The sequence below is a fragment of the Novosphingobium sp. genome (genome assembly GCF_039595395.1).
Classification (GTDB): Bacteria; Pseudomonadota; Alphaproteobacteria; order Sphingomonadales; family Sphingomonadaceae; genus Novosphingobium.
Genome location: NZ_JBCNLP010000001.1, coordinates 3,629,087 through 3,651,452 on the forward strand (window position 1 = coordinate 3,629,087; position 22,366 = coordinate 3,651,452).

21 protein-coding genes and 1 tRNA gene are annotated in these 22,366 nt (G+C 64.7%); 10 read left to right on the forward strand and 12 right to left on the reverse strand.

Features of this window, described 5'->3' with window-relative positions; all coding sequences use genetic code 11:
* Positions 1–60 precede the first annotated feature (60 nt).
* The 5 genes from ABDW49_RS16560 (at position 61) to ABDW49_RS16580 (ending at position 4,463) form a co-directional block, all read left to right on the forward strand.
* A complete protein-coding gene (locus ABDW49_RS16560) occupies positions 61–840 on the forward strand; it encodes an amino acid ABC transporter ATP-binding protein (protein WP_343614340.1) in 780 nt (259 codons plus the stop codon).
* Complete coding sequence (locus ABDW49_RS16565; protein WP_343613173.1) at positions 841–1,752, forward strand: ABC transporter substrate-binding protein; 912 nt, start codon at positions 841–843, stop codon at positions 1,750–1,752.
* Positions 1,753–1,816: 64 nt separating this feature from the next.
* Positions 1,817–2,254 (forward strand): MarR family transcriptional regulator, encoded by a 438-nt coding sequence (locus ABDW49_RS16570; RefSeq protein WP_343613175.1) that lies wholly within the window; start codon positions 1,817–1,819, stop codon positions 2,252–2,254.
* On the forward strand, positions 2,251–3,486 hold the full coding sequence (locus tag ABDW49_RS16575) for an MFS transporter (RefSeq protein WP_343613177.1): 1,236 nt from the start codon (positions 2,251–2,253) through the stop codon (positions 3,484–3,486). The genes ABDW49_RS16570 and ABDW49_RS16575 overlap by 4 nt, the downstream gene beginning before the upstream one ends.
* 86 nt (positions 3,487–3,572) lie before the next feature.
* Positions 3,573–4,463, forward strand: coding sequence for an AraC family transcriptional regulator (locus ABDW49_RS16580; protein ID WP_343613179.1), 891 nt, complete (start codon positions 3,573–3,575; stop codon positions 4,461–4,463).
* Here ABDW49_RS16580 and ABDW49_RS16585 read toward each other — a convergent pair.
* From ABDW49_RS16585 to ABDW49_RS16620, 8 genes are all read right to left on the reverse strand, one after another.
* On the reverse strand, positions 4,435–5,868 hold the full coding sequence (locus ABDW49_RS16585) for a UdgX family uracil-DNA binding protein (RefSeq protein ID WP_343613180.1): 1,434 nt from the start codon (positions 5,866–5,868) through the stop codon (positions 4,435–4,437). The genes ABDW49_RS16580 and ABDW49_RS16585 overlap by 29 nt on opposite strands.
* Positions 5,868–7,148 (reverse strand): putative DNA modification/repair radical SAM protein, encoded by a 1,281-nt coding sequence (locus ABDW49_RS16590; protein WP_343613181.1) that lies wholly within the window; start codon positions 7,146–7,148, stop codon positions 5,868–5,870. Before ABDW49_RS16590 ends, ABDW49_RS16585 begins: the two co-directional genes overlap by 1 nt.
* Positions 7,149–7,311: 163 nt before the next feature.
* A complete protein-coding gene (locus tag ABDW49_RS16595) occupies positions 7,312–7,587 on the reverse strand; it encodes an HU family DNA-binding protein (RefSeq protein WP_343613183.1) in 276 nt (91 codons plus the stop codon).
* Between the two features lie 458 nt (positions 7,588–8,045).
* On the reverse strand, positions 8,046–8,204 hold the full coding sequence (locus ABDW49_RS16600) for a hypothetical protein (RefSeq protein ID WP_343613185.1): 159 nt from the start codon (positions 8,202–8,204) through the stop codon (positions 8,046–8,048).
* A gap of 113 nt (positions 8,205–8,317) precedes the next feature.
* Positions 8,318–8,728, reverse strand: a complete 411-nt coding sequence (locus tag ABDW49_RS16605; RefSeq protein ID WP_343613186.1) for a DUF1801 domain-containing protein — start codon at positions 8,726–8,728, stop codon at positions 8,318–8,320.
* A gap of 104 nt (positions 8,729–8,832) precedes the next feature.
* Positions 8,833–8,908, reverse strand: a tRNA-Thr gene (locus ABDW49_RS16610).
* Positions 8,909–9,062: 154 nt separating this feature from the next.
* Complete coding sequence (locus ABDW49_RS16615) at positions 9,063–10,130, reverse strand: ribonucleotide-diphosphate reductase subunit beta (RefSeq protein ID WP_343613188.1); 1,068 nt, start codon at positions 10,128–10,130, stop codon at positions 9,063–9,065.
* A gap of 176 nt (positions 10,131–10,306) precedes the next feature.
* A complete protein-coding gene (locus ABDW49_RS16620; protein WP_343614341.1) occupies positions 10,307–12,262 on the reverse strand; it encodes a ribonucleoside-diphosphate reductase subunit alpha in 1,956 nt (651 codons plus the stop codon).
* Between the two features lie 729 nt (positions 12,263–12,991).
* On the opposite strand from ABDW49_RS16620, the gene ABDW49_RS16625 reads away from it, so the two are divergent.
* Complete coding sequence (locus ABDW49_RS16625; RefSeq protein WP_343613190.1) at positions 12,992–13,225, forward strand: GlsB/YeaQ/YmgE family stress response membrane protein; 234 nt, start codon at positions 12,992–12,994, stop codon at positions 13,223–13,225.
* Between the two features lie 304 nt (positions 13,226–13,529).
* On the opposite strand, the gene nadB is transcribed toward ABDW49_RS16625, so the two are convergent.
* Positions 13,530–15,104 carry an L-aspartate oxidase gene (nadB, locus tag ABDW49_RS16630; protein WP_343613191.1) on the reverse strand — a complete coding sequence of 525 codons (1,575 nt, stop codon included), beginning with the start codon at positions 15,102–15,104 and terminating at the stop codon, positions 13,530–13,532.
* Between the two features lie 310 nt (positions 15,105–15,414).
* Between nadB and ABDW49_RS16635 the strand changes: the two genes are divergently transcribed.
* Entirely contained in the window at positions 15,415–15,591 is a 177-nt protein-coding gene (locus ABDW49_RS16635) for a hypothetical protein (RefSeq protein WP_343613193.1), read from the forward strand.
* Positions 15,592–15,610: 19 nt separating this feature from the next.
* On the opposite strand, the gene ABDW49_RS16640 is transcribed toward ABDW49_RS16635, so the two are convergent.
* Positions 15,611–16,561, reverse strand: coding sequence for an ABC transporter ATP-binding protein (locus ABDW49_RS16640; RefSeq protein ID WP_343613195.1), 951 nt, complete (start codon positions 16,559–16,561; stop codon positions 15,611–15,613).
* A 288-nt stretch (positions 16,562–16,849) separates the two neighbouring features.
* Complete coding sequence (locus tag ABDW49_RS16645) at positions 16,850–18,115, reverse strand: glycosyltransferase (RefSeq protein ID WP_343613196.1); 1,266 nt, start codon at positions 18,113–18,115, stop codon at positions 16,850–16,852.
* A gap of 220 nt (positions 18,116–18,335) precedes the next feature.
* Here ABDW49_RS16645 and ABDW49_RS16650 point away from each other — a divergent pair, with 220 nt between their 5' ends.
* The 3 genes from ABDW49_RS16650 to ABDW49_RS16660 all read left to right on the forward strand — a co-directional run bounded on the left by ABDW49_RS16650 (position 18,336) and on the right by ABDW49_RS16660 (position 20,583).
* Positions 18,336–18,533, forward strand: coding sequence for a zinc-finger domain-containing protein (locus ABDW49_RS16650; RefSeq protein WP_206238456.1), 198 nt, complete (start codon positions 18,336–18,338; stop codon positions 18,531–18,533).
* 61 nt (positions 18,534–18,594) lie between these two features.
* Positions 18,595–20,022 carry a metalloprotease TldD gene (tldD, locus tag ABDW49_RS16655; RefSeq protein ID WP_343614343.1) on the forward strand — a complete coding sequence of 476 codons (1,428 nt, stop codon included), beginning with the start codon at positions 18,595–18,597 and terminating at the stop codon, positions 20,020–20,022.
* Positions 20,023–20,151: 129 nt separating this feature from the next.
* Entirely contained in the window at positions 20,152–20,583 is a 432-nt protein-coding gene (locus ABDW49_RS16660; RefSeq protein WP_343613197.1) for a hypothetical protein, read from the forward strand.
* Between the two features lie 11 nt (positions 20,584–20,594).
* Here the strand turns inward: ABDW49_RS16660 and ABDW49_RS16665 are convergent, their stop codons facing one another.
* Positions 20,595–22,310, reverse strand: a complete 1,716-nt coding sequence (locus ABDW49_RS16665; RefSeq protein ID WP_343613199.1) for a thiamine pyrophosphate-dependent enzyme — start codon at positions 22,308–22,310, stop codon at positions 20,595–20,597.
* Positions 22,311–22,366 lie beyond the last annotated feature (56 nt).

Genomic DNA, 22,366 nt, shown 5'->3' on the forward strand with positions numbered 1-22,366 from the left:
GGCGAAGGCAAGAGCCGTTCGCGCAGCAAGGCGCAGCATGCGAAAGGCAATGCCGCCCCCCTGTCATGGCCCTTCGCGCGCGGCGGGGCCGTCTCCATCGAGCATGTCTCGAAAAGCTTTGGCGAGGTGCAGGTGCTGCATGATGTCTCGCTCAGCCTGCCCTCGGGCAGTGTGACGGCGATCATCGGCCAGTCGGGTTCGGGCAAATCGACGCTGCTGCGGCTGATCAACCATCTCGAACGCGTCGATGGCGGGCTCATCACCATCGATGGCGATCTGATCGGCTATCGCGCCCAGGGCGATCTGCTCCATGAACTGAAGGAGCCCGAGGTGCTGCGCCGCCGCACGGGTGTCGGCATGGTGTTCCAGAGCTTCAACCTGTTCAAGCATCTGACCGTGCTGGACAACATCGCCGCTGCCCCGGTCTGGGTGCGTGGCGTCTCGCGCGCCGAAGCCGAAGCGCAGGCCCGCGATCTGCTCGCCCGCGTGGGCCTGTCGGACAAGGCGGAGGCCTATCCGCGTCAGCTCTCGGGCGGTCAGCAGCAGCGCGTGGCGATTGCCCGCGCTCTGGCCCTGCGCCCCAAGGTGCTGCTGTTCGATGAACCGACCTCCGCCCTCGACCCCGAACTGGTGGGCGAGGTGCTCGATGTGATCAAGGAACTGGCGCGTTCGGGCACCACTTTGCTGATCGTCACCCATGAGATGGGCTTTGCTCGCGAGGTCGCCGACACGGTGGTCTTCATGGATCAGGGCCGCATCGTCGAGGCCGGACCGCCCGAGCAGATCTTCACCCATCCCCGCCAGCCACGCACGGCCGAATTCCTGTCCAAGGTGCTTTGAATGAAACGTCGCTTTGCCGCCCTGCTGCTGTCGCTGTCCATCGCCGCCTGCTCACCGCCCAAACAGGAGACGGGCCCCGAAACCCTACCGCGCATCCGGACGGCCAAGGTCGATGCGGCGGCAAAACTGTTGCCCAGGGATCTGCATCTGGCCCAGCCCGGCACGCTGGCGGTGGCGATGGTCGTGCAGACCCTGCCGCTGGCCGATTACGCCCATGACAATGAGCATGAGGTCGTCGGGCTGGAGCCCAGCATCGCGCAATTGATCGCTGACTCGCTGGGGCTGAAATTGAAGGTTGTGCCCATCGCCTGGGCCGACTGGCCGCTGGGGCTCACCTCGGGGAAATACGATGCCGTCATGTCCAATGTGACGGTGACCGAGGAGCGCAAGGCCAAGTATGATTTCTCGACCTATCGCGATGACCGGCTGGGCATCTACACCCGCAGCGACGGACCAATCAAAACCATCGCCAAGCCCGAGGACATCGCCGGGCTGAAGGTGGCGGTGGGCGCCAGCACCAACCAGTCGCAGATCCTCGACCGCTGGAACGAGCAGAATGTCAAAGCCGGGCGCAAACCCGCCACACCGCTCTATTTCGATGACAGCGGCATTGCGCGGCTGGCGGTACTCTCGGGTCAGGCCGATGTGTCTTTCGGGCCCAACGCCATCTCGACCTATGAGGCGCGCGACGGGCGCACCCGCAAGGTGGGCGAATTTGCCGGGGGCTGGCCGCTCACCGCCTATATCGCGGTGACGACACGCAAGGGCTCGGGGCTGGCTCAGGCGGTAACCACGGCGCTCAACGCCCAGATCGACAATGGCCATTATGGCGAGTTGCTGACCCGCTGGAACCTGACCTCCGAAGGCATCAAACGTTCGGAAACCAATCCGCCGGGCTTGCCGAAGGGCTGAAGGGACCGGATGATATCTTCAGGCAAACTTTACAGTTTACCTGAAGATATGCTAGGGCGCTGGCATGAGTTCCGATACGCCCCCCTTTGCCTCCGCTCTGGCCCATGATCTGCGCGCCAACTTTCGCGCCCTGAAGCGCCGTTTCCGCGAACAGGCGCCCGCTGGTGAGCTGACGCCCGCGCAAATCGCCGTCGTCAACCGACTCGAGGGTGGGCCCAGCACCGCCTCGGCCCTCGCCCGCGCGGAGGGGATGCGCCCGCAATCGATGGGCCCGATCATCGCGGCGCTCGACAGCGCCGGGGTCATTCAGGGCAGGCCTGACCCCAGCGACGGGCGCCAGACCTTGCTCTCCCTCACCGACCTCTATCGCGAACAGCTCAACGCTCGGCGCGAGGCACGGCAGGACTGGCTGGAGGGCATCATCGCCACCCGCCTCTCCCCGGAAGAGCAGCAGGTTCTGGCTCAGGCGAATGCCCTGCTGCGCCGGATCGTGGAATCATGAGCGCTCTGGCGCCCCCCTCCAGCGGGCTGTTCCGCTCCTTGCGCAACGGCAATTACCGGCTGTGGACGATGGGCGCCTTTGTCTCGAACATCGGCACATGGGTGCAGCGCACCGCGCAGGACTGGCTGGTGCTGACCATGCTGACGCATCACAGCGCTGCTGCGGTGGGCATCGTCATGGCACTGCAGTTCGGCCCGCAGATGCTGCTGCTGCCATGGACAGGCGTGGCCGCGGACCGGTTCGACCAGCGCAAGCTGTTGATGATCACGCAGGCCATCATGGGCGCGCTGGCCCTGGGCCTTGGCGTGCTGACGCTGACCGGCATGGTCAGCCTGTGGCAGGTCTATGTCTTCGCCTTCATCTTCGGCTGCGCCTCGGCCTTCGATGCGCCGACCCGCCAGACCTTCGTGGGCCAACTGGTGGGCGATGCGGACCTGCCCAATGCGGTGGCGCTCAACGCCACCAGCTTCAACAGCGCGCGCATGATCGGCCCGGCGGTGGCGGGGCTGATCATCGCGGCGGCGGGCACCGGCTGGTCCTTTATCATCAACGGCATCTCCTTCTTCGCGGTGCTGCTGGCCATGCTGGCGATGGACAAGGACGAGCTGCTTGCGCCCCCGCGCTCCCGGAGGGGCCAGGGCGGCTTTGTTGAAGGGCTACGCTATGTCCGTGCCCGGCCCGATCTGATCGCGATCCTCTCGATGCTGTTCCTGATCGGCACTTTCGGGCTGAACTTCCCGATCTTCATCTCGACCATGGCGGTGGGCGAGTTTCATGCCGATGCGCGCGCCTATGGCCTGCTCTCCTCGATGATGGCGGTGGGCACGGTGGCGGGCGCGCTGTTCAACGCGCAGCAGGAACGTCCGCGCTTTGTCATGCTCATCGCCAGCAGCGCGCTTTTCGCGCTGGGCTGTACGCTGGCCGCGCTGGCGCCGACCTATTGGGCCTTTGGCGCGGCACTGCTGGTGACGGGCATCGCCTCGCTGACCTTCACCAATGCCACCAACAGCCTGATGCAGCTCTCCACCGAACCGGCGATGCGCGGACGAGTGATGGCGCTGCGCGTCGGCATCGCGCTGGGCGGCACGCCGCTGGGCGCGCCGGTGGTGGGCTTTGTCGCCGACCATGCGGGCCCGCGCTGGGCGCTGGGCGTGGCGGCGGCGGCGGGGGTGGCCTCGCTGCTGGTGGGCTGGCGGGCGCTGCGCTGGATCATGCCGGGGGTGCGGGCGTAAAGCGCAAGATCGGTCGAGCACGCTCTGGACGATCGCGGCATCAACAGCGGGCCACCAGCAGGAACCATCGCGCAGGAACCGTCACCATGCCGCCTTCAGACGAAACCGGGCACTACCATCGCCGCATGCAGCGCGTGCTCGATCATATCGACCGTCATCTCGACGGCGATCTGGGGCTTGAGGCGCTCAGCCAGGTCGCGGCCTTTTCGAAGCACCATTTCCACCGGCAGTTCAGCGCACTCTTCGGGATATCGCTGCACCGCTATGTGCAACAGGTGCGGATGAAGCGCGCCTCTTGGCAACTGGCCTATCGCGGCGAGACGGTCACCGACATCGGCCTCGATGCCGGTTACGAGGCGCCCGACAGCTTTGCCCGCGCCTTTCGCCAACGCATCGGGCAGGCTCCGCAGGCGTTTCGCGAGAACCCTGACTGGTCGGCATGGGCCACAGCACTGGCGCCGCTGGCTCAGGCAAGGAGCAGACTGATGACCCAGCGCTTTTCCATCGACGACGTAACCCTGCGCGACATGCAGGATGAACCCGTCGCCCTGATGACCCATCGCGGCGATCCCCCGCTGCTGGGCGAGACGATCCGCCGCTTTATCGCCTGGCGCAAGGCGACGGGCCTGCGCGCGGCGACGCATGCCACCTACACCATCTTCCACACCGATCCCGAGGTCAGCAGCCCGGAAAATTATCGCATCGATCTGGCCACCGCGATCCGCCGTGCTCTGACTCAGCAGGACGCAGAGGCCGGAGCCGAGGCGAGCGTGATCCCCGGCGGACGCTGCGCCGTGCTGCGCGTGCTGGGCAACAGCGACGATCTGCGCCCGGCGGCGGAATTCCTCTATGGCACATGGCTGCCTGCCAGCGGCGAGGAGTTGCGCGACGTGCCGCTCTATGCCCAGCGTGTGAAGTTCTTCCCTGATGTGCCCGAGGTCGAGGCGATCACCGATCTGTTTCTGCCGCTGAAGTAGCAAGCAGACGCCCCGCCGCGCGCAGATCCTCGACATAGCGCGCAAAGCCCTGCTCCGCCTGATCCCGCGATGGCAGGCGGAGCAGATGGCTGGGATGCAGCGTGATATGACAGGGCGTGCCATCGGCCAGCATCAGATCCTGCCCGCCCTCGTGCCCAATGGGAATGTCCCGCCCGGTCAGCGAGCGCAACGCGGTCTTGCCCATGGCGATCACCAGACGCGGGCGCAGGATCGCGCGCTCCTGATCGATCCACCAGCGGCAGGCGTCGATCTCTCCCACATTCGGGCGGGCGTGCAGGCGGTGCTTGCCGCGCTGCTCGAATTTGAAATGCTTGACCGCATTAGTGACGTAAAGCCTGTCGCGCGGCACCCCCGCCGCCGCCAGAGCCCGATCAAACAGCGCCCCCGCCGGGCCGATGAAGGGCCGCCCCGCCAGATCCTCCTGATCGCCGGGCTGTTCACCGACCACCATGATCGCGGCATCCTCCGGCCCCTCGCCGAAGACAGTCTGGGTGGCCGGGCCGCACAGGCCGCAGCGCCTGCAGCCGGCCGCCTCCTCGCGCAGCAGCGCCAGTGCCGCCGCGCGGTCCTGAGGCGTCGCATGGCGGCTGACACGCGGCGCGGCAGGGGCCTGCTCGATCATCGCCAGCTCGCGCCGCCTTGCATCGGCGATCAGCCCCGGCACCAGTGCGGTCTCGGGCATGTTCTTCCAATATTTGCGCGGCATTTCCTTCAGCATCGCCCGCGTCATCAGCCGCGCGGGATTGAAGATCGAACTGTAATAGGTCTTCCACACGGCCTCGACCGGGTCGTCAGATGGAGCATCGCCGCGCCGGGCAGGCGGGCCTTCGCTCAGCACCTCGCCGTTCCAGTGCAGCGTGCCTTGCGGCGTCAGGATCGACCAGCGCATGTTGGTGAAGCGATCGACGAAGAAACCGGCATTGGTGCGCAGGATATGGTGCTCAGGCTCGTACCAGGCGACGAAGCGGGGCTCGTCTCCTTCGCGCAGTTCCCGGAAGCGCAGAAAGGCGTGCATCTTGTGAAGGTCGCGCCGCACCGCGCTGGCCATGCCCTCCACCCGGCGCAGCAGCGGATCGGCGCGGTCATCGAGCACGGCGGGCGTTTGCAGCACCCGCAGCAGCAGGGCATAGAGCAGCGCGAAACGCTGCGGATCGCTGTGCAGCAAAGCCTGCCCGGCCAGCGTAACGAAGCTTTTGGGCACGGTCAGCTGGGCGGCGGGATCGGCAGGTGGCAGAACCGCCCCTTCCCCGCCAAACAAATCGCCCGGTGCATCGCCCACTTGCCACACCACCGCCTCCGCCGGGATGCCCGCCTGGGCCAGTCGGCGGGCATGGTCTCGCCAGCCTTCGACATCGTCGGGCGCATCGAGGCAGATGCGGTGCATCAGGCCGCGAACAGCTCAAGCTGGGCCGGTTTGGGCGCCAACAGCGTGCGCAGATCGGCGCGATCCGCCAGCGCCAGCGGACGCCAGTCGGCGGTGACGATAAAGGGACGAAGCTTGCGGATGGAGACGGTCATCCGCGCCACATCCTCCAGCGTGAGACGCCGCAACCGCCGCGCCGCCAGAATGGCATCGACCGCCCTTACCCCCAGCCCCGGAATGCGCAGCAGCAGTTCACGCGGAGCGCGGTTGAGATCGACCGGAAAGCTGTCACGAAAGCGCAGCGCCCAGGCCAGCTTGGGATCGATGTCGAGCGGCAGCATCCCCGTCGCGGGATCGGCGGCGGCGCCCACCTCCTGCGGCGAAAAGCCATAATAGCGCAGCAGCCAGTCGGATTGATACAGCCGATGCTCGCGCATCAAAGGCGGGCGGCGCAGCGGCAGCACCGTGCTGGCGTCGGGGATCGGGCTGAAGGCCGAATAATAGACCCGGCGCAAATCGAAGCGATCATAAAGCGTCGCGGCCCGCGCCACGATATCGCGATCGGTGGCGGCATCGGCGCCGACGATCATCTGCGTCGATTGCCCGGCAGGCGCGAAAGAGGGCGCCGAGCGATAGCGGCTGCGCGCATCATGGCCATCGGTGATCGCGCGGCGCATCGTGCCCATCGCGCCCTCGATGCGCTGCTGTGACTTGTCCGGCGCCAGGCGGCGCAGCCCGCTGACGGTCGGCAGCTCGACATTGATCGAGACGCGGTCGGCATGGCGGCCCGCAGCCTCCACCAGAGCGGGGTCGGCATCGGGGATGGTTTTCAAATGGATATAGCCGCGGAAATCATGGTCCTCGCGCAGGGAGCGCGCCACTTCGAGGATCTGCTCCATCGTGTAATCGGGCGAATGGATGATGCCCGAGGAGAGGAACAGCCCCTCGATATAGTTGCGGCGATAGAAATCCAGCGTCAGCGTCACCACCTCCGCCGCCGTGAAGCGGGCGCGGCGCACATTGGAGGAGGCGCGGTTGATGCAGTAGTGGCAGTCGAAGACGCAACTGTTGGTCAGCAGGATTTTCAGCAGACTGATGCAGCGCCCATCCGGCGCATAGGCATGGCAGATACCCATGCCACCAGGGTTGGAGCCCAGCCCCTTCCCGCCTTTATCGTCACGAGAGGTCCGCTTCTTGCCGCCCGATGAGGCGCAGGAAGCATCATATTTGGCCGCGTCAGCCAGGATGGCCAGCTTGTCGGCCAGAGACAGAGATTTCGAGGAAGCGATCAGCGACGACATGGCACCTGTCCGAAACGCCCGGACTCGAGGCGCCTTCAGCCCCCAAAATGCCTTGGGGCGGTCGGCCTGTCCATCAAAATGTTCACTCTATGTTCCAATTCTCGTACCCGGATATTTCCGGGCATGGACGCCCCGCCCTGTAACAGGCGGGGCGTCGCATGGGTCAGCCGTTCAGCTTGTCCTTGACCGCCTTGGCAGGCGTGAAGGTCAGCTTCTTGGCAGCCGCGATGGTCATGGCAGCGCCCGTGGCGGGGTTGCGGCCTTCGCGCTCGGCGGTTTCCTTGACCTTGAACTTGCCGAAGCCGTTCAGGCTGATTTCCTCACCGGCAGCGGCCGCGTCGGCGATGGCGGCGAAAACCGCATCGACCAGCTTGCGGGCATCAGCCTTGGTGGTGCCATGGTCGGCAGCCAGCTTGTCGGCGAGATCACTGTTGTTCATGCATCGTCTCCTTGGACGGTTGAAATTCCGCAACGGGATTAGCGCCCAGAATCGGGCTCGTCATCCCCCCAATCGCACAGAATCCCTGATTTTGCTGGTGATCACGCCATCATGACCCCAGAAATTGCACATTACGCCGGTCGGAAAGCCTGTCAGGCGAGAGAATCGGAGACAAAAGGGCCCTCACCCGCCGCCCGACCCACGCGGCGGCAAGATAGAATCAACGCGTTCCTTCTTGCGAAAGCTGCATCGTTTTCGGTTTTCGGAGGAAGAAAGGGGCTTGTCCTTCCGCATAGCCAAGCTACGGCGCAGGACAAATCCAGAGCAATATAATCCCGGCGCACAGTTTTTTTTCAGGAAAACTGCGCAGGCCTCGCATCATGATTGAACGTATCAGCCATCATGAGCAGCCGGGCACGTCGGGACTTTGGACGGCGCGCCCGGCCAGTCAGGTCACCTTATTCGCTGACTTGCTCCATATCCCGCCCCATCAGCACGCGTGAAGGCAGGTGTTCTGTCCGCTGACGCTCGGCCTCGCCCTTCAGCATGGACATCGTGCCGGTTTCGCGCTGCCAAGCGCGCTGGCTGTTGCGAATGGCCCATTCCTGGATGCTCATGGGAGTAACTCCTCTGATCGCCCCTGTTCTTCGAATTTATGCCTGGAGAGGGCCTGGTTCAAGACCACCGGTCACATTCATGCCTCGACTGGGCGAATTGAGCCTTTCGGCGGTCAGCCCTTGCCAGGTGCTTTCTTTGCCAGATTGAAGGCCACTGCCTCCTCGACCAGCGCCACGAAGGCCTGCGCATCGACCTCATCCCCTTCACGCAGATCGATCGCCCGGCGCGTGCCGCCATCCAGACTGGCGTTGAACAGCCCGGTCGGATCAGCCAGCGCGGCGCCCTGGGCAAAGGTGAGCTTCACATAGGCCTTATAGACCTCGCCCGTGCAGAGGATGCCGGCATGCTCCCAAATCGGCACGCCCGCCGGATTGGAAGGCTTTGCCCATTTCACGGTTTCCTCGACACCGGGATCGGCCTGATGGATCAGGGCCCGCATGCGCAACAATGTCTCGCCCCGCCAGTCGCCGAGGCTGGCCAGTTTGGCATCGATGCGGGCAGAGGGGGATGCATCATCACTCATGGCTTTATCCTGATCGCGTTCAACCGCGCGATGTCTGCCATGGGATGGGGGAGGTTTCAACGTGAGGCCATTGCGGCGTTTTATCGTGAAACGCGGAGAAGCCCTGGTGCCGCTTAGGTGACTCGAACACCTGGCCCCATCATTACGAATGATGTGCTCTACCAACTGAGCTAAAGCGGCACTCTGGACTGGAAGGCGCCTTTAACCGCGCCTTCCGATAAGCGCAAGAGGGGATGGGGATTTTTTCCTCACCCCCACCCAATCATGCCGCACCACAAGAAAGGGGCGGAAAGCCATGTGGCCCCGCCCCTTTCCCGTTTGCGTTCCGAAAGACTTATTCCGCCGCGATGCCGGCCTTGGCGAACATGTCCTCGGTGGTGTCCTCCAGGAAGTCCTCGCCGTCGGCCACAGCTTCGCTGCCGCGCGCCTTGCGGCGGGAGTCGAAGCTGCTCCACACGGTGTTCCAGTCGCCCTTGGTGGCGCCTTTGGAGTATTCCGTCGCGCGCTGCTCGAAGAAGTTGGCGTGCTCCACGCCGTTCAGCAGCGGCTGCAGCCAGGGCAGCGGGTGATCCTCGATCATGTAGATCGCGGGCAGGCCCAGCTGGCTCAGGCGCCAGTCAGCGATAAAGCGGATGTAGCGCTTGATGTCCTTGGCGGTCATGCCGGGCACGGGGCCCAGTTCGAAAGCCAGATCGATGAAGTTGTCCTCCAGACGCACCGTCTTCTGGCAGCAGTCGATGATGTCTTCCTTCACCGCCTTGGTCAGGCAGCCGCGCTCCTTCACGAAGGTGTGGAACAGCTTGATGATGCCCTCGCAATGCAGCGATTCATCGCGCACCGACCAGCTCACGATCTGCCCCATGCCCTTCATCTTGTTGAAGCGCGGGAAGTTCATCAACATGGCGAAGCTGGCGAAGAGCTGCACACCCTCGGTGAAGCCGCCAAACATCGCCAGCGTGCGGGCGATATCTTCGTCATTCTCCACGCCGAAAGTGTGCATGTAGTCATGCTTGTCCTTCAGCTCGGCATATTCGAGGAAGGCGCCATATTCGCTCTCGGGCATGCCGATCGTGTCGAGCAGATGCGAATAGGCCGCGATATGGATCGTCTCCATATTGCTGAACGAGGTCAGCATCATCTTCACCTCGGTGGGCTTGAAGACGCGGGCATACTTCTCGTGATAGCAGTCCTGCACTTCCACATCCGCCTGGGTGAAGAAGCGGAAGATCTGCGTGAGCAGATTGCGCTCATGCTCGGAGATCTTCTGCGCCCAGTCGCGGCAGTCCTCGCCCAGCGGCACTTCCTCGGGCAGCCAGTGGACCTGCTGTTGGCGCTTCCACATGTCGAAGGCCCAGGGATATTCGAAGGGCTTGTAGGTCTTGCGGGCTTCGAGAAGGGACATGGCGTTCGTCCTAGAATTTAGAATTTTAAAGGATAATCGCAGGGGGGTTACCCCCCTGCACCCCATAACGTCTTCCGGCGAGATGTGGCGCCAACGGCGCCGTCTTGCATAACCTCAGCGTCGGGAGACGTCATGGGAGCGCGAGGGGGTAACCCCCTCGCATTCTTTTACCTGCCTTACTGACAGGCCAAGCATTCCTCATAATCCGTTTCGCCCCGAGCTTCCAGCTCGATGCGCGGCGCGGCGGAGGTGTTGTCCGCCTCCACCCCGCCCGCGAAACCGGCGCGCTGGATCGACTTGGAACGCAGATAGTAGAGCGACTTGATGCCCTTCTCCCACGCCTGATAATGCAGCATCATCAGATCCCACTTGTCGACATCCGAGGGGATGTAGAGGTTCAGCGACTGAGCCTGGTCGATGTAGGGCGTGCGGTCAGCGGCGAATTCCAGCAGCCAGCGCTGATCGATCTCGAAGCTGGTCTTGTAGACCGCTTTCTCGTCCGCCGTCAGGAAGTCGAGCTGCTGCACCGAGCCGCCATGCTCCAGGATCGAGTTCCACACATTGGTGGAATCCTTGCTCTTGGCGGCCAGCAGCTTCTGCAGATAGGGATTCTTCACCACGAAGCTGCCCGAGAGCGTCTTGTGGGTGTAGATGTTCGCCGGGATCGGCTCGATGCAGGCCGAGGTGCCGCCGCAGATGATGCTGATCGAGGCAGTCGGCGCGATGGCCATCTTGCAGCTGAAGCGCTGCATCACGCCCATATCGGCGGCGTCAGGGCATGCCCCGCGCTCTTGCGCCAGCATGATGCTCGCCTCGTCCGCCTTGGCCGAGACATGTTTGAACATCTTGAGGTTCCAGGCCTTGGCCATGGCGCTCTCGAAGGCGATGCCCTTCTTCTGCAGGAAGGAGTGATAGCCCATCACGCCCATGCCGACCGAACGCTCACGCGCGGCGGAGTACTTGGCGCGGGCCATCTCGTCGGGCGCGCGGTCGATGTAGTCCTGCAGCACGTTGTCGAGGAAGCGCATCACGTCCTCGATGAACACCTTGTCGCCGTTCCACTCGTCCCAGGTTTCCAGGTTGAGCGAGGAGAGGCAGCACACGGCGGTACGGTCATTGCCCAGATGGTCGCGACCGGTGGGCAGGGTGATCTCGCTGCACAGGTTGGAGGTGTAGACCTTCAGACCCAGATCGCGGTGATGCTTGGGCATCATGCGGTTCACCGTGTCGGAGAACACCAGATAAGGCTCACCGGTGGCCAGACGGACCTCGACCAGCTTCTGGAACAGGGCGCGGGCGTTGACGGTGCCGCGCACGCTGCCATCCTTGGGCGACTTGAGGTTGAAATCCTCGCCATCGCGCACGGCGCGCATGAAGTCGTCGGTCAGCAGCACGCCATGGTGCAGGTTGAGCGCCTTACGGTTGAAGTCGCCCGAGGTCTTGCGGATTTCGAGGAACTCCTCGATCTCCGGATGGCTGACATCCAGATAGCAGGCCGCCGAACCGCGACGCAGCGACCCCTGCGAAATCGCCAAGGTCAGCGAATCCATCACGCGCACGAAGGGGATGATGCCGCTGGTCTTGCCGTTCAGGCCGACGCTCTCGCCGATGCCGCGCACCTTGCCCCAATAGGTGCCGATGCCGCCACCGCGCGAGGCGAGCCAAACGTTCTCGTTCCAGGTGTTGACGATGCCCTCAAGGCTGTCCTCGACGGTGTTGAGGTAGCAGGAGATCGGCAGGCCACGCCCCGTGCCCCCGTTCGAGAGCACCGGCGTCGCGGGCATGAACCACAGGCGGCTGATGTAATCGTACAGGCGCTGGGCATGATCCTGATCGTCGGCATAGGCATCGGCCACGCGGGCGAAGAGATCCTGATAGGTCTCGCCGGGCAGCAGATAGCGGTCGTCGAGCGTTTCCTTCCCGAAATCGGTCAGCAGCGCGTCGCGCTTGGCATCGGTGACGATGGTGAAGCGGCGCGGATGCACCACCTTGGAATCGTTTTTGTCAAACGCGGGAGCCTTGGGAGCCGCCGCCTTGGCAGCCACACCAGCCAGCATGCCCGCCAGCAGCGAGGTATCACCCAGCGTGTCTTCCACCAGCTCGGCCGAAGCCAGATCAACCTTGTCGTTCATGGGCAATGCCGGGCGTTTGCCCGCCTCCTTCTTGCTGCGGACCGCGGCGGGCGATGTCGCCTCGAAGCCGTCGGTCGTGTCGGCCAGCCGTTCATCGGCAGCCTGTTGATCCTTTGCGCTGAACGTCACGTCTTCTTTGCCCCTTAGAGACTCGCATCGGCAGGCCGCGGCGCCAAGTCGCCCGATACCCACCACAAACCTTTCCCGGCTCTCACGAACCGGAAACCTGCCCGAATGCGAATACGCCCCACCCCCTGTCCGCAACGGACCGCTCGACACAGGCACACCCTGCCCGGAAACCCGAGAGATGCGGCCAGAATCGATATATCGGCGCCTTACGGCCAAATACTAGGTGTTGAGGCGCCGAAGCACGTCCAGACACTAGGGATAGTGGCCCTGTCCGATTCAGGGCGCAAGAGGGGAAAAACGCGCAAGCCCCATACCACCCTTTCCGCACAGGTTTTTTGCAGGCGGCGACGCGCCGGAAAACGGGCAACGCGCTGTCGCGCAAGAGTCAAAATTGCCCGCTAAAAATTTTTCTCTCCACAGTCCTGATCGAGTCGAGACGAACCCCATTCGCCTGCTTTCCGCGACTCAGCCGGGCAGGTTTGGTGGCCCGCGAACCGCATCACCACAAGCTCTGGTGTCATTCCGGCATTGCCCGTAGAATCATCCCCCATAGAATCAAGCAACTGGCACCTCGCCCTCCAACCGACGGGAGCTTTACGCATGGTCCGCATCCTGGGCGCCCTGTTTTCCGGTTTTTTGATCGGCCTCCTTGCCCGCTGGCTCTACCCCGGATCGGTGCATCTCGGCGTGGTCGCCACCATCCTGCTGGGCGTCGGTGGTTCGCTGTTGGCCGAGTTGGTCGCGCGTCGGCAAGGTTCGAGCCAGCAGGTGGGCTGCCTGGCCTCCGTGCTGGGGGCGATGGCGTTGATTTTGATCGGGCGGTTGTTGGGCTAAGAAGGAAAAAGTGAAGATGCGAGGGCCATCGCCCTCGCGCTCCCTTTAATGTCTGCGTTGCGCCACGGGTTCGGCCTGGCGTCCAGTTTGCCGCGCCGCAGGCAATAATCCTTGGCGCAGCCTATCAACGTTTAACTGCCTGCGGCGCCATAGGCCGCGCAAATGGAGAGTTCTGTCACAAGGATAGGGCACCACTGCCCTTTCGCCGGAAGACGTCATGGGAGCGCGAGGGCCCGGAGCATTCCTCTTGAGGAATGCTACCATCAAAGACTCCCCCCTCGCATCTTCTCCCTTCCAATCCCCTTTAGGGAACCAGAACCGTATCCACCGCCTCATCCAACGTTTCCGGATAATCGCGCGTGCAATGCAACCCCCGGCTCTCATGCCGCTTCAAGGCAGACCGCACGATCAGATCGGCGCTCTGCAGCAGGTTGCGCAATTCGATCAGGTCGGTGCTGACGCGGAAGTGGCCATAATAGTCCTCCACCTCGTCGAACAGCATCTTGATCCGGTGCGCCGCGCGCTCCAACCGCTTGGTGGAGCGTTGGATGCCGACATAGTTCCACATGAAGCGCCGGATCTCGGTCCAGTTCTGCTTGATGATGACCTCCTCATCGGAGTCCGAAACCCGGCTTTCATCCCAGGCCAGCACCGGCGGAGGCGCATCGAAGGCATCCCAGTGATCGAGAATATCGGCTGCCGCCGCCTCGCCAAAGACGAAGCATTCCAGCAGCGAGTTCGACGCCAAACGGTTCGCGCCATGCAGCCCGCTCTCGGTGCACTCACCCGCCGCATAGAGCCCCGGCAGATCGGTGCGCCCGGCCAGATCGATCATGATCCCGCCGCAGGTGTAATGCTGCGCGGGCACGACCGGGATCGGCTCCTTGGTCATATCGATGCCCAGCCCCATCAGCTTGTCGTAAATGTTGGGGAAGTGGTGGCGGACGAACTCCTCGGGCATATGGCTGATGTCGAGGTGGACGTAATCCAGACCATCGCGCTTGATCTCGGCGTCGATGGCGCGGGCGACGATGTCGCGCGGCGCCAGTTCGAGCCGCTCGTCGTAATCGGGCATAAAGCGCTTGCCGCTGCGCGGGTTGATCAGCCGCCCGCCCTCGCCGCGCACCGCCTCGGTGATGAGGAAGTTCTTGACCTCAAGGTTGTAGAGGCAGGTCGGGTGGAATTGCATCATCTCCATATTGCCGACGCGCGCGCCCGCGCGCCAGGCCATGGCGATGCCGTCCCCGGTCGCCCCGCGCGGCGCGGTGGAGTATTGATAGACGCGCCCCGCGCCTCCGGTCGCCAGAATGGTGGCACAGGCGGTGTGGGTCTCGACATGGCCGGTGGCCTCATCGAGCGCATAGACGCCCCAGACCCGGCCCGAGCCCGAATAGCGCATCTCATGCCGCCCGGTGATCAGATCGATGCAGGACCGGCCCGGCAGCAGGGTGATGTTGGGATGATCCTGCGCGGCTTTCAGCAGCGCCGACTGCACCGCCCAGCCCGTGGCATCGTCGACATGGACGATGCGGCGATGCGAATGGCCACCCTCACGCGTGAGGTGGAGATGGTCGTCCTCCATATTGAAGGGCACGCCCAGCTCGATCAGCCGGTCGATGGCGTGGGGCGCACGCTCGATCACGAATTCGACAGTCTCCTGCCGGTTGAGACCGGCCCCCGCCACCATCGTATCGCGGATATGGTCCTCGAAAGTGTCGCCCGCATCGAGCACGGCGGCGATCCCGCCCTGCGCCCAGGCGGTCGACCCGCCGGTCAGTGAGCCCTTGGCCAGCACCAGCACCTTGAGCCGCTGCGCCAGCGCCAGCGCCGCCGTCAAACCGGCTGCTCCAGAGCCCACCACGATCACATCGGCCATCATTGCCTGCCTCTCCCTGACGCTTGCGAGCGTGCCATGCAGGCAATGGCGCCCGGCATCAATCCCGTTCGACGTCTTACGACCTGTTCGAACGCCGTTGGAAAGCAGAGCCTGCGCGCGGCAACAAGAGCAAAAACCACGGCAGGCCGCCATTTTTTATTTATTTTTTATATGCCATCTTCCACGCAGGATCATCCGGCGTTAAGTTACGTGAAATTACTGGATCGGGCCGTTGCCCCCCGCCAGACATGCAGCAGGCCCTGCCGCATCGAAGCGCTCGCGGACCGACGCCCCCCTTTGCGGAGTCAAGCTCATGACCCTCAGCCTGTTTTGCTATTTCGGCCGCCACACGCCCCGGCGCAGCCATATGAAATGGGATGGCGCGCATTTCGTGAGCACCTGCCGTTTCTGCAAAAGCTCCATCATCAAGCGCCGCCATCGCGGCTGGCAGAAGATCGAGGACGAAGGTCAGCCGGTGGCCAGCAACTGATCCGCCCTCACAACAAGGCTCAGATGTTGCTGGTCAGGCTGACGAAGACATCTTCCAGATCGGCCTCGCGGGTCGAGACATCGACGATGCCCAGCCCCTGGCCCTGCACCATCGCCAGCACCTCGCCGGCATTGGTGCGATCCTTGTCATAGGTGATCTCGACGACGCGCTCGCCCAGCACGGCGCTTTTGGTGAAGGCCGAGCCCTGAGGCAGCGGCAGCCCCTGCGGCCCCAGATCGCGGTCCACCGTCACTACCACCACCTTCTCGCGCGCCATATCGACCAGCTCGCGGGTGGGCTTGTTGGCGATCAGTTCGCCATGGTTGATGATCGCGATGCGGTCGCACAGCGCCTCGGCCTCTTCAAGGTAATGGGTGGTCAGCACCACCGTCACGCCCTCATCGTTGAGTTGCTTCACCAGTTCCCAGAGCTGACGGCGCAATTCCACGTCGACGCCTGCCGTGGGCTCGTCGAGCACCAATACGGGCGGCGTGTGCACCATCGCCTTGGCCACCAGCAGACGGCGCTTCATCCCGCCCGACAGCGTGCGGGCATAGGCATGCGCCTTGTCGGCCAGATGCACGGCCTCCAGCAGGGCGTCGCTGATCCGCTCGGCCTTGGGGATGCCATAGAGACCGGCCTGATTCTCCAGCACCTCGCGCGGGGTGAAGAAAGGATCGAAGACGATTTCCTGAGGCACGATGCCGATCGCGCGCGAGGCGTTGCGGCGCTGGGTATCGATGTCGAAACCCCAGATGTCGACACTGCCGCTGCTCTTCATCACCAGACCGGCCAGCGTGTTGATCAGCGTGGACTTGCCCGCGCCATTCGGCCCCAACAGCCCGAAGATCTGACCCTGAGGGACATCGAAACTGACGCCCTTCAGCGCCAGCTTGCCCTCGCCGGGCCCGGCCGGGGCATAGCGCTTGACGAGATCGCGGATCGAAATGGCGGGGGTGGTGCTGGTCATGCGCGCTCTTTAGTCAGAGCTGAAGGCAAGGGGAAGAAGGTTTGAAGAGAGAAATGCGAGGGCCATCGCCCTCGCGCTCCCTTTAATGTCTGCGTGGGCGCTACGGGTTCGGCCATGGAGCAAGGTCGCCGCGCCGCAGGCCTTCATACCATGATTTTGACTGCCTGCGGCGCTTTGTGTCGCGCAGGTGGAGAGCCAAGGCGCACCAATTCGGCTCTACTGCCCTCTCGCCGGAAGACGGAATGGGAGCGCGAGGGGGTAACCCCCTCGCATCTTCCCTTTATCGTCCTACCCCATAACCCGCGCAAAAGCCGGAGCCGGAGCCAGCCACCCCCGCCGCACCCCACGCCGCTCCGCCGCGCGGGCCAGGGCTGCGGGATAAACGTCACCGATCAACTGGTTGAACGTCCGCTCCCAACTGAAGCGGCTGGCAACATGCTCACGCGCGGCCAGCCCCATGGCGCGAGCGCCACCGGCCCAGACCGCCTGCACATGGCGCGCCATGATTTCCATATCGTCCACCGGCGCCAGCAGGCCCAGCCCGGCGGGCACACGCGCCGGCATCGCGCCAGAGGCCACGCCGACCACGGGCAGACCGCTGGCCTGCGCCTCGATCACGGAAATGCCGAAGGTCTCATCCGCCATGGCCGAGACGTAGATATCGGCGGAAGCCAGCCCCCGCGCCAGCATGTCGCGATCATCCACAAAGCCGGGCAGCGCGATGGGCAGGCCGGCGGTTTCGCGCACCAGGCGGTCGCGCAGCTTGCCGTCGCCGAACATCACCATGGCGGCGCCCATTTCGGGCGGCAGGTGGCGGAACATCTCGATCAGGCGGTCGGCGCGCTTTTCATTGTCGATGCGCCCGGCATAGACCAGCAGCGGGCCGTGATCGGGGAAATGCGGCGCCCCCAACCCCAGTTGAGCCCGCAGGCCGGGATCGCGCCGAGCGGGATCGAAACGCTGCGTATCGACACCCAGCGACAGCACATTGACGTGATGGATGCCCCACTCGCCAAGTTGAGCCTTCACCGGCTCGTTCAGCGCATAAAGGCGGTCGAACAGGCGGTAGGTGACATTGGCATAGGCCACGCTGACCTGCTTGAGCGCCTGCCCCAGCGTCGGCCCGAACATGTCGGAGGCGACGCGGTGCACATGCACATTGGGAAAATCGGTGTGATAGCCCGCCACCAGCGCGGTTTCGGGGTGAGCGCGGGCGTAATGGATCGCCGTCCAGGGCAGCACCCAGGGGCAGAGCGATTCGATCACATCGGGGCGATAGTGCTCCAGCACGGCGCGCACCGCGCCGGTGCGCATGATGAAGCGGTAATTGGGGCTGCCGCGCACCTGCTTGGCGCCGACCTCGACCCAGATATGGCGGCCGCGCTCAACGACGCGATCAACCTCGCCCGGCACGATCTGCAGCAGGCGGTGGTTGGTGCGTTCCAGAATATGGCGCTGCTTTTCGCGCATATAGGTACCGACCCCGCCCCCACCGGAGGGAGCGTAGCTCTGGGTCAGATCGCACAACAGCATCGATTTCTGTGAAACAGGCATGTGATCCCTTGCAGCGGGCAATCGTTACAACATGATGATCTTTCCCCCAACTCCGGGCGGGACAAGAGGCGGAAGCGGCTTAACATGAGATGAACCCCACCTCCTTCCGCCCCGAAAGAAGGGCGCCCCGACTGTTCATTCAGCGCCTCCTTCCATCACCACGCCACTTCGACCAAATGACGGTGGAAATGGCCTGCGCCTGCTGCTATCGGGCAAAACCATGAGCACGCAGCCCGAAACCGTCACCACTCACTCCCACCGCGTCAGCTGCGACGGGGCCACCGCCATCCGCAGCACCGGGGGCTACACGCCCTCCGCGCTGGGCCATCCCAAGGTCTATCTCGAAATCGACGAGAAGGGCTTTGTCGAGTGCCCCTATTGCGACAAGCGCTTCGTGCTTGCCGAAAACGCTCACTGATCCACCGATACCACGGGCCTGCCCACTGGCGCGGCAGGCCTGCTCTGCCTATATCGGCGTGATGACTCTTTCCGCCGATCCTCGCTCGCTCCTGTACCGTTCCGGCCAGCTTTCCCCCGATGAGGCACGCAAACTGGCCCGCAGCACGCTGAGCGCCTGCGACGATGGCGAGTTATTCCTGCAATTCGTCGCCTCCGAAAGCTTCACCTTCGACGACGGACGGCTCAAGACCGCCGATTACAGCCGCAACGCCGGTTTCGGCCTGCGCGGCGTCTCGGGCGAGATGACCGGCTTTGCCCATGCCAATGAGATTTCCGCCCCCGCCATCGCCCGCGCCGGGGAAACGCTGAGCCTGCTCGATCCGGCGAAGGGCCCGCTGGCCGCGCCTCCGCTGCGCACCAATCGCCACCTCTACACCGATGCCTCGCCGCTCGACGGGATCGATTTTGCCCGCAAGGTGGCGCTGCTGGAGACCATCGATGCCGCCGCCCGCGCCCGCGATCCGCGCGTGGCGCAGGTCTCGGTCTCGCTGTCGGCAAGCTGGAGCGTGGTGGAGATCGTGCGCCCCGACGCCGAGCCGATCACCGACATCCGCCCGCTGGTGCGCCTCAACATCTCCATCGTGGCCGAGCAGAACGGGCGGCGCGAAAGCGGCAGCTTCGGCATGGGCGGGCGCTATCTCTACGACGACCTCTTCGATGAGGCCGTGTGGAATCGCGGCATCGAGGATGCGCTACGCCAGGCGCTGGTCAATCTGGAGGCGGTCGCCGCCCCCGCCGGTGAGATGCAGGTGCTGCTGGCCCCCGGCTGGCCCGGCATCCTGCTGCATGAAGCCATCGGCCACGGGCTGGAGGGCGATTTCAACCGCAAGGGCACCAGCGCCTTCTCTGGCCGCATCGGCGAACGTGTCGCGGCGCCCGGCGTCACCGTGGTGGACGACGGTTCGCTCCATGCCCGGCGCGGTTCGCTCTCGATCGACGACGAGGGCACGCCGACTCAGGAGAATGTGCTGATCGAGGACGGCATCCTCAAAGGCTACATCCATGACCGCCTCAGCGCCCGCCTGATGGGCATGGCCCCCACCGGCAACGGCCGCCGCGAAAGCTTCGCCCATGCCCCCATGCCCCGCATGACCAACACCTTCATGCGCGCGGGCAATGATGATCCGGAAGAACTGCTGTCGCGCGTGAAGAACGGCATCTTCGCCAAGAGCTTTGGCGGCGGTCAGGTCGATATCACCAGCGGCAAATTCGTCTTCTCCTGCACCGAGGCCTATAAGGTCGAGAACGGCAAGCTGGGCGCACCGATCAAGGGCGCCACGCTGATCGGCGATGGTCCTTCGGTGCTGACCCGCGTGCTGGGTCTGGGCAACGATATGGCACTGGACGAGGGCGTGGGCCTGTGCGGCAAGGGCGGCCAGTCGGTGGCGGCGGGCGTGGGCCAGCCCACCGTGCTGGTCGATGCGCTGACAGTGGGCGGAACGGCGTAAAGACGCGTCTTTTCAGCCCTCATTCAGCATTGACGGTGTAAAGACAAAGGCGGACAAGAAACACGACCGAGACGGCGCCCCGCCCCGGCCTTCTGCGGATGCCCCCGCCGTTTTGAAAGGTCAGATCTCATGAACCGCTTCACTTTCGCCCGCGCGCTGATGGCCTGCTCGACAGGTGCCCTGCTGCTGGCCCAGCCCGTTTCCGCCCGTGAGCAATTGACCGGCGAACAGCAACTGACCAAGTTGCTGGGTAACCGCGTGCCCGGCAAGCCGGTGAGCTGCATCAACCTGATGGACGCCACCAACACCACCATCATCGACAAGACCGCCATTGTCTATTCGGCGGGCGCGGGCACCTATTACGTCAACCGCCCGGCATGGCCAGATCAGCTCGACGATGATTCGATCCTTGTCACCAAGACCTGGGGCAGCCAGCTTTGCCGCCTCGACATCGTGCAATTGCATGACCGCAGCGGCGGCTTCTTCCGCGGCACGGTGGGGCTGAACGACTTCGTGCCTTACACGCTGCCGCCCAAGATCAAGGCACCCAAGCAGGACTGACCCCGCGCGCCTCAGCGCGCCGGGGCCATCCCGTCGGAATACCAGCTCGCCAGTTCGGCCCAGCCGGGCAGATCGCGGCCATTGGCCACAGCATCCAGTGCCACATGGATCACCACAGGCCCTTGCCCGGCACTGGCCGTCGCAAGGGCTGCGGCCAGATCATCCGCCCGGTCCACGTACAGACCCTTTGCCCCGAAGCCCTGAGCGATCTGATCAAAACGTGTGGCGCTGCCCCATGAGGCACCGGGGCGCGGCCCATTGTCGCCCGATTGCTGGCGATAGGCCGCCGCCTCCAGCCCCCATTGATGGTCGACCGCCACCACACAGATGATGGGCAGGCGCAGCCGCACCGCCACCTCCAGCTCGGCGATATGGAACAGCATGGCCGAATCCCCGCTCAGCACCCACGCCGGACGCGGCGCCAGCCCTGCCGCCCGCTCCGCCATCAACGCGCCGATGGCATAAGGCAGGCCGGTACCCAGATGGCCGAAGGCGCGGCTCCAAAGCACGCCACCCTCATGCCCGCCACCACGCGACAACTGGAACAGCACCCCGGCCCCGCCATCCCGCACCAGCAGCGCCTCGGGCGGCAGCACCGCCATCGCCTCGCTGACCAGCCGCGCGGGGTGGACGGGGGTGGCGGGATGCGCCCGTGCGGCCCCATCCCATGCCGCCAGACGCGCCGCTTCAGCCTGCTGGCGGGCGGGCAGATCGGCGTCGGGCACGCGTGACGGCAAGGCATGCGCCAGAGCATGGATCGCCAGCACTGCATCTCCGGCCAGGGCGACATCGATGGGGCGGTTGACCGCCATGCCCTCCACATCCGGATCGACGCGGATCCAGCGCCTTGTGTCATCTCCCGCGCGCCAGTGGCGGCGGCGACCGAGATGCACCGCCTCGCCCAGCGCCGTGCCCATGGCCAGCACCAGATCGGCCCCGGCGATGATCTCGCCCGTCACCGGGGAGAAGGCATAGGGGAAGCACTGCGCACCCAGCCCCGGCAGGGCCGCTGCGCCGGGCGTCAGCACCACCGGGCAGGCCAGACGCCGGCCCAGATCAGCCGCTGCCGCGCGCGCAGCATGGCTCAGCCCATGGCCCACCAGCAGCATGGGACTGCGCGCCTGCTTCAGCAGAGCCACCGCCTGCGCCACGGCGTGAGCCTCAGGCGCGGCAGGGGATGGGAAAGGCATGGCAGCCTCCTCCACCTCACCCATCATCGCGGGGAAAGCACAATCGAGGTAGGCCGGGCCCGGCGTGCCCGCCATGGCCTCATCCAGCGCTTCGGCAATGATCTGACGGGCGCCCTGCGGGCTTTCGATCCGCGCGGCATGTTTGACCACGCCCGCCACCATCGCCATCTGGTCGCCATATTGGAAACGCCCGCGCAGATGGGGTTCGCGCAAGGGGCCCCGCGCGCCGCCCAGAAACAGCACCGGCGCTTTCTCCGCACTGGCACAAGCCATGGCGGGCAGCGCATTGGCCACCCCCGGCCCCGGCGAGAGCGTCACCGCCACAGGCTTGCCGGTCAGCCGCGCGGCGGCCTCGGCCATAAAGCCGCCTGCCGCCTCGTGATGCGGCGAAATCAGGGTAAAACCGCGCTGCTCGGCACGCTGGAACAGCGCCAGAAAGGCTGGATCGGGAATGCCGACCAGACAGCGCCCACCCCGCGCCTCCAGCGCATCGAGGATCGCATCCGCCATGCTCGTGCCCACCGCCTGCCTGTCCATCCTGTCCCTGCGCCTGTTCCAAATGAGCAGCGGCTTTTCCGGCATCGCGCTCCTGC